Source organism: Streptomyces sp. NPDC006265 (assembly GCF_040613555.1).
Taxonomy (GTDB): Bacteria; Actinomycetota; Actinomycetes; order Streptomycetales; family Streptomycetaceae; genus Streptomyces.
This window is the reverse complement of sequence record NZ_JBEXSH010000257.1, coordinates 1-10,342: the sequence shown is the minus strand read 5'-3', so window position 1 is coordinate 10,342 and position 10,342 is coordinate 1. Positions and strand designations below refer to the sequence as shown.

Below are 10,342 nucleotides of genomic sequence, written 5' to 3'. Positions count from 1 at the left end.
CGCGACCGGCACCTCGCCCGGCTGCGCGCCGAGGCCGCCCGCATGGGCATCCTCCTGGACGACCTGCTGCTGCTCGCCCGGCTGGACGCGGCGGAGGTGGAGGCGCCGCTGCGGCTGCAGGACGCCGACCTGGTGGAGCTGGTGGGCCAGGCGGCGGACGCCTTCCGCGCGGGCCGCCCGGACCATCCGCTGACGGTCCTCGCGGGTCCGGGGCCGGTACGGCTGGCGATGGACCCGCTGCGCATCCGGCAGGTCGTCGACAATCTGCTGACCAACGCCGCGGTGCACACCCCGGCCGGCACGAAGGTGTCGGTGGAGGTGGCCGTCGTTCCCGGCGCGGCCGAGGTGCGGGTCGCCGACACCGGGCCGGGTATCCCGCCCGACGACCGGGCCCGGGTCTTCGACCGCTTCTACCGCGTCGACAAGGCCCGCAGCCGCGAGCGCGGCGGCAGCGGACTCGGTCTCGCGGTCGCTCAGTCGCTGGTTCGCGCCCACGGCGGTCGCATCGAGCTGACCAGCGAACCAGGAGCGACGGTGTTCACGGTGCGCCTGCCCGAGAAGGACGGACGCCCTACGGTCCGGTGACAGGCGCCCTCTAGACTCGTCCGGAAACAGCCCGTACGACCATGGCCAACGCTTCCGCCAACCCGAAGGGCTCCGGCGCCTTGATACGGATCGAATCAGTCACCAAGCGGTATCCGGACGGCACGGTGGCTGTCGACCGGTTGTCCCTGGAGATACCCGACCGCTCGATCACCGTCCTCGTCGGACCCTCGGGCTGTGGCAAGACGACCACCCTGCGGATGATCAACAGGATGGTCGAACCGAGTGAGGGAACGATCCTCCTCGACGGCGAGGACATCCAGCGCCGGCCCGTCACCACCCTGCGCCGGTCCATGGGTTACGTCATCCAGAACGCCGGTCTCTTCCAGCACCGCACGATCCTCGACAACATCGCCACCGTGCCCCGCGTGCTCGGCTGGGGCAAACAGAAGGCCCGGGCCCGGGCGGCCGAGCTGATGGAGCGCGTGGGCCTCGACGCCGCGCTCGCCCTGCGGTACCCGTACCAGCTCTCCGGCGGTCAGCAGCAGCGCGTCGGCGTGGCCCGGGCGCTCGCCGCCGACCCGCCCGTGCTGCTCATGGACGAGCCGTTCTCGGCGGTCGACCCGGTCGTACGCAAGGGACTCCAGGACGAACTTCTGCGCATCCAGGATGAGTTGGGCAAAACCATCGTCTTCGTCACCCATGACATCGACGAGGCCATCAAACTCGGCACGATGGTCGCCGTGATGCGCGAGGGCGGTCACCTCGCCCAGTACGCGCCCCCGGCAGAGCTGCTGTCCGACCCCGCCGACGCCTTCGTCGAGGACTTCCTCGGGGCCGACCGCGGCATCCGGCGGCTGTCGTTCTTCCCCTCCGCCGAACTCCCGCTGACCACCGGCCCGGTGATCCCGGTGGACGCCTCCGCCGAGCAGATCACCGCCCCCGGAGCCGCCTGGCTCCTGGTGACCGACGCCGAGGCCAAGCCCCTCGGGTGGGCCGAGCCGGACGCCCTGACGGCAGGCGACATCGACCCCGGCCGGCTCCTGCCGCACGGACGGCCCTTCGTCCCCGGCACCGACTCCCTGCGGGCCGCTCTCGACTGCGCGGTGCTCTCCCCGTCCGGCTGGGCCGTCGCCGTGGACGACACCGGCCGGGTGACCGGCGTGGTCGCGCAGCAGACCATCGGCGAGGCGATCCGCAGCGCCCACGCCGGTTCCCGCACCGACGAGGCCAAGGTCGCGTCGTGAACGGCTTCTTCGACATCCCGAGCGACCTCCAGCACAGCTACGCCGGCCTGATCGGACTGCATCTGCGCGAGGCCCTGCTGCCCGTCCTGGCCGGACTGCTGCTCGCACTGCCGCTCGCCCAGCTCTGCGTCCGGTTCCGCTGGCTGTACCCGCCGGTGCTCGGCGCCACCACCATCCTCTACGCCGTCCCGTCGCTGGCCTTCTTCGTGGTCCTCATCGACTACACCGGCCAGACCGAGCTGACCGTGATGATCCCCCTGGCCGTGTACAGCCTCGTGGTGCTCGTCCCGGCCATCGTCGACGGGGTGCGGTCCGTGCCGCAGGAGACCCTGGCCGCGGCCACCGCCATGGGGTTCGGACCCGTACGCCGCTACGCGCAGGTGCAGTTGCCGATCGCCGTGCCCGCCATCATCGCCGGGCTCAGGGTCGCCACCGTCTCCAGCATCTCCCTGGTCAGCGTCGGCACCCTCATCGGCAACCAGGGCGCCCTCGGCAACCTGCTCGCCGACGCGCAGAAGTACGACCGGCCCGAGTTGGCCGTGAACTCCGTGATCACGACGGCCGTCCTGGCCATCCTGTGCGACGCCCTGCTGGTGCTGCTCCGCGTCGTGCTGACCCCGTGGATGCCGAACGGCACCCGCAAGCGCCCGAAGCCGAGCACGCGGCAGAAGCTGCCCGCCCCCCAGGACGTGACCCGGTGAGCGTACTGAACTTCGTCAACGCCTTCTTCAGCGACGGTGCCCACTGGCACGGCTACGACGGCATTCCGCAACGCCTGCTCGAACACGTCCAGTACTCGGCCCTGGCCCTGGTCCTCGCCGCCGCGATCGGCCTGCCCGTCGGTCTGCTGACCGGGCACACCGGGAGGGGCGGAAACGCCCTGGCGTTCATCGCCACCGCCGCCCGGGCGCTGCCCAGTTTCGGCCTGCTGGTGCTGATCGTCATCATGATGGGCTTCGGCCTGCTGCCCGTGATGATCCCCCTGGTCGTCCTCGCCGTGCCGCCGATCCTGGTGACCACCTACGAGGCCGTCCGCACCGTCGACCCGTCCCCGGTGGACGCCGCGCGCGGCATGGGCATGCACGAGTCGCGGATCCTCTTCCAGGTCGAACTGCCGGTCGCTCTGCCGCTGATCCTGAGCGGTCTGCGCTCGGCGGCCATCCAGATCGTGTCGACGGCGACCATCGCCGCGTACGTCAGCCTGGGCGGCCTCGGCCGGTACATCGTCGACGGGCTCTACCAGCGCGACTACGAGAAGGTGGTGGGCGGCGCCACCCTGGTGGCCGTCCTGGCGCTCGTCACGCTGGCGCTGTTCTGGGTGGCGGGCCGGGTGGCCGTGTCGCCGGGGGTGCGCAGACGCTGAGACCCGGCCCCGGGCCTGTAACAAACCGTGACCAGGACGCTCTTGACTGATCACAAAGCCGCTGGATTGGATCGTGGAATGACTTCTACCGCGAAGAGCAGCAGGTCCAGGACGAGGCACACCAGCGCGGCGGCCGTCGCGCTCACCGCCGCTGCGGCGCTGCTCGCGGGCTGTTCGTCCGGCGACTCCTCCGACAACCCCCTGGCCGGCGAGAAGGCGAAGGCCGGCACCGTCGTCGTCGGCTCCAACAACTTCGCCGAGAGCACCCTGCTCGCCGACATCTACGGCGAGGCACTCAAGGCCAAGGGCATCAAAGTCTCCTACAAGCACAACATAGGCAGCCGTGAGACGACGTACGGGCTGATGAAGAACGGCTCCGTGACCGTGCTGCCGGAGTACAACGGCTCGCTGCTGGCCTACCTGGACCCCAAGGCCGAGCAGAAGTCCGCCGAGGCGGTGAACGCGGCCGTCGAGGCCAAGCTGGACAAGAAGCTGACGCTGCTTCAGTCGTCGCCGGCCGAGGACAAGGACTCGGTCAGCGTCAACGCCGAGACCGCGAAGAAGTACAAGCTCACCTCCTCGTCCACCCTCGCGGACCTCAAGGAGGCCGCCCCGGACCTGGTGATCGGCGGTTCCCCCGAGTTCCAGACCCGGCAGCAGGGCCTCAAGGGCCTGAAGTCCGTGTACGGCCTTGAGTTCAAGTCCTTCAAGGCGCTCGACGCCGGCGGCCCGCTGACCCAGGCGGCGCTCACCAGGAACACCGTTCAGGCCGCGGACATCTTCACCACGGACCCGACCATCGTGAAGGAGAAGTTCGTCGTCCTGAAGGACCCGGAGAACCTTTTCGGGTTCGCCAACGTGACCCCGCTGGTCAACAAGAGCGGCCTCCCGCAGAAGGGCGCCGACGCACTCGACGCGGTCTCCGCCAAGCTGGACACGAAGACGCTCCTGGAGCTGGACCTGCAGGTGCAGCTGGAGAAGAAGGACCCGCTGGACGTGGCGACGGCGTGGCTGAAGTCGGCGGGCCTGAACTGACGGTCCGCCGACCACCGGACCCGGGCGGCGGGAACCGCCCGGGCCCGGTACTCCCGGCGGCCGTCCCCTACGCCTGCACCGCCGACGCGATCAGCTGGTCGATCAGCGCGATCAGCACGTCCCGGCATGACTCCCGGTCCCGGGCGTCGCACAGCAGCACCCGCACGTGATCCGGCACCGCGAGCGCATCCCTGATGTCCTCCGGAGGGTAGGGGTGTTCGCCGTGGAAGCCGTTGACCCCGACGACGAACGGGATGCGCCGGCGCTCGAAGAAGTCGATCGCCGCGAAGCTGGACTCGGGCCGGCGGACGTCGACCAGGACCACCGCGCCGAGCGCGCCGAGCGCCAGGTCGTTCCACATGAACCAGAACCGCTGCTGCCCCGGCGTGCCGAACAGGTACAGCACCAGTTCCCGGCTGATGGTGATCCGGCCGAAGTCCAGGGCCACCGTGGTGGCCCGCTTCTCCTCGATGCCGTCGAGGTCGTCGACGCCCAGACCGGCCATGGTCAGGGGTTCCTCGGTGCGCAGCGGGACGATCTCGCTGACCGACCCGACCATCGTGGTCTTGCCGACGCCGAAGCCCCCGGCGATGAGGATCTTGACCGTGTCGGGTGCCGAAGACGCGTCAGTGGCAAGGTCAGAGCCGGCCAAGGCCGTCCCTCACTTTCTGCAGCAGGTCCAGGTCCGGGGTGGTACGGGAGACGAGGCGCGGCGGGCGGACGGTGATGCGGCCCGCCTCCAGCAGGTCGCAGAGCAGGATGACGACCACACTCACCGGCAGATCGAGCCGGGCGGCCAGCTCCGCCACGGCGACCGGCTCCGCGCACAGCCTGAGGATCCGGGAGTGCTCGGGCTGGCACCGGGCCGCCGTGGCGGGCGGCGGATCGACCGCCGTGACCGTGGAGATGAGCGTGAAGTCGGCGCGGCTGGGCCGGGTCCGGCCACCGGTCAGAGCGAACGGCCTGACCAGCCGCCCCGCCGAATCACCTACGCCCACCTCACACGCCTGGATCGACGACGGGTCCGGCCACGCCCCGCGGTGCCGCGCTCAGGTGCTCGCCGATCTTCTTGACCAGCATGTTCATCTGGTACGCCACCACCCCGACATCCGCGCCCGGCCCGGTCAGCACGACCAGATGCGCACCGGGACCGGCGGAGGTCAGGATCAGATAGCTGTTGGCCATCTCGATGAGCGCCTGGCGCACCGGACCGCCCCGGAAGTCCATGCTGACGCCCTTGCTGAGGCTCATCAGACCGGAAGCGGTCGCCGCGAGCCGCTCGGCGTCGTCGCGCAGGAAACCGGTGGACTTGCTGACCACCAGGCCGTCCTCGGAGAGCACCACGGCCTGGTTCACGTCGGCGACCCGCTCCACGAGTCCGGTCAGCAGCTGGTCGAGCTGGGTGTGCGTGGCGGGGATGGGGCGTGTCATTGCGGTGTCCTTCGTCAGCGGTCAGCGGTCGGCGGGCGGAGTCGAGGGGGCGGGGGCGGCTGCGGCCTGCCGGGGTACTGCGGGCGCCTCCTCGTCGTGGGGCGGCTCGGCGTCGTCGTCACGGGCCCGGAGCGTGCCGCGCTGGAAACCGGCGAGGGAGGACGCGGCGGCCTCCGCGGTGAAGTCGTCGAGGGAGCCGTCGTGCTCGGCGGGCGCGGACTCCTCGCGCAACTCCTCCACCAGGCTGGTCTGCGGCACCCTGCGGGGGAGCGGGGCGAGACCGTCCCGGCGGGGGATGACCTCGCGCGGGGCGGACGGGACGGCGGAGGTGGTACGGGCGGTGACGAGGGGCCGGGGCTCGCGGGCGGACCCGGCCGCGCGTTCGGTTCCCCCTTCGGTTCCCTCTGCGGTTCTCCCTCCGGTTTCCCCCGGTGCGTCGGCGCGCTGCGGCGCCTCGCCCGGCCCGGCGTCCCTCGCACCTCGTCCGTCCACCGCCACCAGGCCGTCCGCCGGGGTGTCGCCGTCCTTCGCGCCGCCGCCCGTTGTCTCCCGCACCACGATCTCGTGGGGGATCAGCACGATCGCCGTGGTCCCGCCGTACGGCGACGAGCGCAGGGTGACGGCGATGCCGTGCCGGTGGGCCAGCCGTCCGATCACGAACATGCCGAGGCGCAGGTCGTCGGCGAGCGCCACCACGTCGAACTGCGGGGGCACCGCCAGCTGTTCGTTGAAGGACGTGTAGTCCTCCTCCGACATGCCGAGGCCGCGGTCCTCGACCTCGACGGCCAGACCCTTGGCCACCATCCCGGCCCGCACCGTGACGGGGCTCGGGGCGGGGGAGTACGCGGTCGCGTTGTCGATGAGCTCGGCCAGCAGGTGGATGACGTCGGCGACCGCGGGCGGCGCGACGTACACCTCCTCCTCGGTGAGCACCTCCACCCGCTGGTACTCGGCGACCTCCCCGACCGCGCTGCGCAGGATGTCCATGAGGGCGACCGGCTCGGTCCAGCTGCGGCCGGGCCGTTCGCCGCTGACGATGACGAGGTTCTCCTCGTAGCGGCGCAACTGGCTGGCCGTGGAGTCCAGTTCGTACAGGCCCTTGAGGATGTCGGGGTCGGTGTGCTCGCGCTCCAGCGTGTCGAGCTTGCTCAGCTGGAGGTTGACCAGGTTCTGGCTCTGCCGGGCTATGCCCAGGATGATCTTCTGGAAGCCGCGCCGGGTGTCGGCGAGTTCGACCGCGGTGTGCACGGCCGTGCGCTGGGCGGTGTTGAACGCCCGGGCCACCTGGCCGAGTTCGTCATGGCCGTAGTCCAGCTCGGGCGTCGCCGACTCCGGGTCGACCGTCTCGCCCCGGTCCAGCCGCGCCACCACGTCGGGCAGCCGCTCCTGCGCGAGGCTGACGGCGGCCCGGCGCAGGCCGCGCAGCCGCCGGGACAGGGAACGAGTGATCCGCCACGACATGCCGACGCACAGCAGCAGCGCGAGCAGCCCGCCGGTGCTCAGCAGCGCCGCCTTGAGCAGCAGGGCGTCGGCCTTGTCGGCGCTGCGCTCCAGCAGCCCCGCCGTCTGCTGCTCGATGAGGCCCGCGTACTGGTCGGACAGCTTGTCCATGGCGGTGGACCACCGCTTCTGCGCGTCCGGCAGGGCGATCCGGTCGGCGGTGGCGCTCGCGTTGCGGGACGCCAGCACCTGGTCCTCGACGGACTGCAGCGTCTGCCACTCGCGGCTCGCCAGGATCCGCTCGGTCTGCGCCTTGGCGTCGCCCGTCAGCTGCGGCACGACCTGGTCCTGGACCAGCCAGCGCCGGGTGTTCACCAGCTCCGTGAACTGTGTCCACGTCTTGTCGTCCAGATGCCCGGCCGGCCAGGCCAGCGTCAGCTGCGCGTCCTCCCGGGAGACCAGCTCCGCCGCGTGCTCGAGACCCACCAGCGGGCCGGCCTGCGAGGTGAGGTCGCCGTCGTCGACCTGGGACAACTCCTGGAAGGCGTGGATCTGGTCGTCGATGATCGACGAGTACTGGTCCAGCGCCTGCTGCGCGGTGATATCGGTCGGTTTATCCACCTGGTCCCGGTAGTACTCCAGGCTGCCCACCGAGCCCAGCACCGAGTACAGCCGGTCGGATATGCGGGAGGGCGCCTTGTCGATCGCGTCCGCCTGCCCGACCAACTTGGCGACCGCCTTGTCGGTCTCCGCGCGCTGCGCGTCCAGGGCGGCCCGGGAACCCTTCGGGGTGGCCAGCCAGGCGGCCGACAGGCTGCGCTCCCGTTGCAGCGCCAGCGTCGCGTCGGTGCCCATGGCACCGGTCGAGCGGCTGAGGTCCGTCTGGTCGCGCAGCCGGAGGCCCTCCGAGAACATCTGGATCGTCGTCACGCCCCACATGGCGGCGAGGGTGACGCTGGGTACGAGGGCCAGGAGCACCAGCGAGAGGCGTATGGAACCGAGACGGCGCCGGGCACCTGTCCGTCGAGACATCGTCGTCCTAGGGCGATCAGCGGGGAGTGAGGAGCGGGGAGGCGGAGCGGTCGGGGGGTGTGGGGGACGGGCGCGGGGGTGGTGCCGTCCCGGGCACGGCACATGGGATGGGCAGGATGTTATCCGTACAAGTGGACATGCGGGCCGGGCCTGACCGAATCTTTGGCGACACCGTCACAGGAAGCGTCCGGTCACCGGGTCCCGGCGGCCGCGAACCGCGCCACCGCAGACACGTTCGACCTCGTCACGAAGGCGGGTCCGGTGAGCACCGGGGCCGTCCCGCCACCGCTGACGTTGCCGTTGGTCCGGTACAGCCACAGGGCGTCCACCGCGAGGTAGCCCTGCAGATACGGCTGCTGGTCCACGGCGAACTGCACCTCGCCGTCCCTGACCGCCTCGACCAGGTCCTTGTTGAGGTCGAAGGTGGCGACCTCAACCTTGCTGCCGGTCTGCCGCACGGCCTCGACGGCGCTGAGCCCGTACTGGGCGCCCAGTGTGACGACTTCGTCGATGCTCGAGTCCTGCCGCAGCCGGGACGCGATCGCGGCGGTCACCGCGTTCATGTCGCTGCCGTCCACGTACAGGTTGTCGGTGTCGCCGTGGAACGTCTTCCGCATGCCGGCGCAGCGGGCCTCCAGCGCCACGTTGCCCCGCTCGTGCACGACGCACAGGGCATGCTCGGCCTTGAGGCCGTCCAGCTTGTCGCCGACGGCCCGGCCCGCGACGGACTCGTCCTGGCCGAAGTACTCCAGGAGCCCGGTCGGCCGCCAGGCGTCGATGCCGGAGTTGAGCCCGACGACGGGAATGCCGGCCGCTTTGGCCTGGGCGACCGGACCGCGCATCGCCGCCGGCTTGGCCAGGGTCACCGCGATGCCGTCGGCCTTGTCGCGGACCGCGTCCCGCACGAGTTCGGCCTGTGCGGACGGGTCCGCGTCACCGACGAACGTCAGGTCGACGTCGTCCTTGGCGGCCGCCGCCTCGGCGCCCCTGCGCACCAGGTCCCAGAAGGCGTCGCCCTTGCCGCCGTGCGTCACCAGGGTGACCTTCATCCCGCCCCCGGATCCACCCGCTCCGTCGGGCGTGTCGTCGGCCGCGCCGAGCACGGAGCAGCCGGACACCAGCAGGCACAGGGCAAAGGCCAGCGCCGCGAGGCGGGTGCGTCTCACTGAGGTGTGCGGCGGGGGAGGAGTGTTCATGAGGGGCGGACCTCGCTGTGCGGCCGAGCAAGAGCAGGGTGAGAGTGCGGGCGGGACCGCAGGGTGGACCGGCCGCGTGACTCTCGCTGGCCCGGAGCCAACCGTGTGTGACCACCCGTCGTCAAGTGAGCGGCCACATGCCGTGAGTTACCGCTGCCGCATCGTGATGATCTGTCCGACGGGCCGAACAGCGGGATTCCGGTCGCGACGTGCGCGCCACCGCTCCGCGCCTCGCGATGTCCTCGTCGCGGCTGCTCTCACCTCCGCTTTCCGTACCGTCCGCGCGGTTCGGCGGCCACTCGGGAGCCCTCGCCGACAGGGTTTCCACCGTCGAGGTCGCCGCCGGCGGCGCGACCGGCTCCGGCGCAGCACGCCCGCCCATACTGGTGCGGCGCGCGGGACGGCGGACGCTCGCGCCGGGCGACGGACGTCAGGAAAGGGGCGGTAACGGTGGCGGCAGCCCGCGGTGGCTTCGAGGACCCCACCGTGGACGTGCTCGCCCGAGCGGCCGCCGCCTTCGGCCTGCTGGCCTCGCCCGCCCGGCTGCACATCGTATGGGCCCTGGCCCAGGGCGAGAGCGACGTGACCGGGCTCGCCGAGCGCGTCGGCGGCGCCCTGCCCGGTCAGCCGGCACCTCACCAAGCTGAAGCTCGCCGGGCTCGTGCGCCCCCGCCGCGAAAGCCGTCACCAGCGTGTCGCGGGGGATGGAGACCGCGATCGCGTGCCGGTGGTCGGCGTAGACGTGCAGCAGGAAGGCGGTGTCGGAGCGGCCCACGTCGTCCTTCTCGCCGCCGCCCAGCGCGTTGTTGCCGCCGGTGCGGGTGTCGGAGCCGATGACCAGGACGTTCTCGCCCTTAAAGAGCGAGGCCAGGGCCCCGAAGGAGGAGGGCGGTCCGGGCGCGGCGCCGTCGCTGGGAGCAGGCCCGGCCCGCCACGCCGGCGGACGCCCGCTGGGGCCCTTCTGATGGATCTCCGCGGTGTCGCGATGCCCGGCACGCTCCCCCAAGCTCTCGACTCCGCTCGAGCAGGGGGTACCCTCACTCGCCGCACCGGAC

Annotated in this window: 10 protein-coding genes and 2 pseudogenes; 6 read left to right on the top strand and 6 right to left on the bottom strand. The window is 71.4% G+C overall.

All coding sequences use genetic code 11. The annotated features are described in order from the left end of the window. The 5 genes from ABZ281_RS21330 to ABZ281_RS21310 form a co-directional block, all read left to right on the top strand. Nucleotides 1-585 (top strand): ATP-binding protein (locus ABZ281_RS21330; RefSeq protein ID WP_356657656.1); only part of this gene is annotated, 585 nt, incomplete at its 5' end. Nucleotides 586-665: 80 nt separating this feature from the next. Beyond that, nucleotides 666-1,790 carry an ABC transporter ATP-binding protein gene (locus ABZ281_RS21325; protein ID WP_356657658.1) on the top strand — a complete coding sequence of 375 codons (1,125 nt, stop codon included), beginning with the start codon at nucleotides 666-668 and terminating at the stop codon, nucleotides 1,788-1,790. Next, on the top strand, nucleotides 1,787-2,491 hold the full coding sequence (locus ABZ281_RS21320) for an ABC transporter permease subunit (RefSeq protein WP_356657654.1): 705 nt from the start codon (nucleotides 1,787-1,789) through the stop codon (nucleotides 2,489-2,491). The genes ABZ281_RS21325 and ABZ281_RS21320 overlap by 4 nt, the downstream gene beginning before the upstream one ends. Next, on the top strand, nucleotides 2,488-3,153 hold the full coding sequence (locus ABZ281_RS21315; protein ID WP_356657652.1) for an ABC transporter permease: 666 nt from the start codon (nucleotides 2,488-2,490) through the stop codon (nucleotides 3,151-3,153). Before ABZ281_RS21320 ends, ABZ281_RS21315 begins: the two co-directional genes overlap by 4 nt. A 78-nt stretch (nucleotides 3,154-3,231) precedes the next feature. Further along, nucleotides 3,232-4,188: an ABC transporter substrate-binding protein gene (locus tag ABZ281_RS21310; protein ID WP_356657650.1), complete on the top strand. Its 957-nt coding sequence runs from the start codon at nucleotides 3,232-3,234 to the stop codon at nucleotides 4,186-4,188. Between the two features lie 67 nt (nucleotides 4,189-4,255). Here ABZ281_RS21310 and ABZ281_RS21305 read toward each other — a convergent pair whose 3' ends face one another. From ABZ281_RS21305 to ABZ281_RS21285, 5 genes are all read right to left on the bottom strand, one after another. After that, nucleotides 4,256-4,840 carry an ATP/GTP-binding protein gene (locus ABZ281_RS21305; protein WP_356657648.1) on the bottom strand — a complete coding sequence of 195 codons (585 nt, stop codon included), beginning with the start codon at nucleotides 4,838-4,840 and terminating at the stop codon, nucleotides 4,256-4,258. Next, nucleotides 4,827-5,186 (bottom strand): DUF742 domain-containing protein, encoded by a 360-nt coding sequence (locus tag ABZ281_RS21300; RefSeq protein ID WP_356657646.1) that lies wholly within the window; start codon nucleotides 5,184-5,186, stop codon nucleotides 4,827-4,829. The genes ABZ281_RS21305 and ABZ281_RS21300 overlap by 14 nt, the downstream gene beginning before the upstream one ends. A 1-nt stretch (nucleotide 5,187) precedes the next feature. Beyond that, nucleotides 5,188-5,619 (bottom strand): roadblock/LC7 domain-containing protein, encoded by a 432-nt coding sequence (locus ABZ281_RS21295; protein WP_010034179.1) that lies wholly within the window; start codon nucleotides 5,617-5,619, stop codon nucleotides 5,188-5,190. A gap of 21 nt (nucleotides 5,620-5,640) precedes the next feature. Next, on the bottom strand, nucleotides 5,641-8,091 hold the full coding sequence (locus ABZ281_RS21290; RefSeq protein WP_356657644.1) for a nitrate- and nitrite sensing domain-containing protein: 2,451 nt from the start codon (nucleotides 8,089-8,091) through the stop codon (nucleotides 5,641-5,643). 191 nt (nucleotides 8,092-8,282) lie between these two features. Continuing rightward, entirely contained in the window at nucleotides 8,283-9,287 is a 1,005-nt protein-coding gene (locus ABZ281_RS21285) for a substrate-binding domain-containing protein (RefSeq protein WP_356657642.1), read from the bottom strand. Between the two features lie 450 nt (nucleotides 9,288-9,737). Here ABZ281_RS21285 and ABZ281_RS21280 point away from each other — a divergent pair. Next, nucleotides 9,738-10,038 (top strand): annotated as a pseudogene (locus ABZ281_RS21280) (metalloregulator ArsR/SmtB family transcription factor); the annotation flags it as partial. Here ABZ281_RS21280 and ABZ281_RS21275 read toward each other — a convergent pair. Further along, nucleotides 9,973-10,257: pseudogene (locus ABZ281_RS21275) on the bottom strand (hypothetical protein); the annotation flags it as partial. The pseudogenes ABZ281_RS21280 and ABZ281_RS21275 sit on opposite strands and share 66 nt — an antisense overlap. Nucleotides 10,258-10,342: the final 85 nt, after the last annotated feature.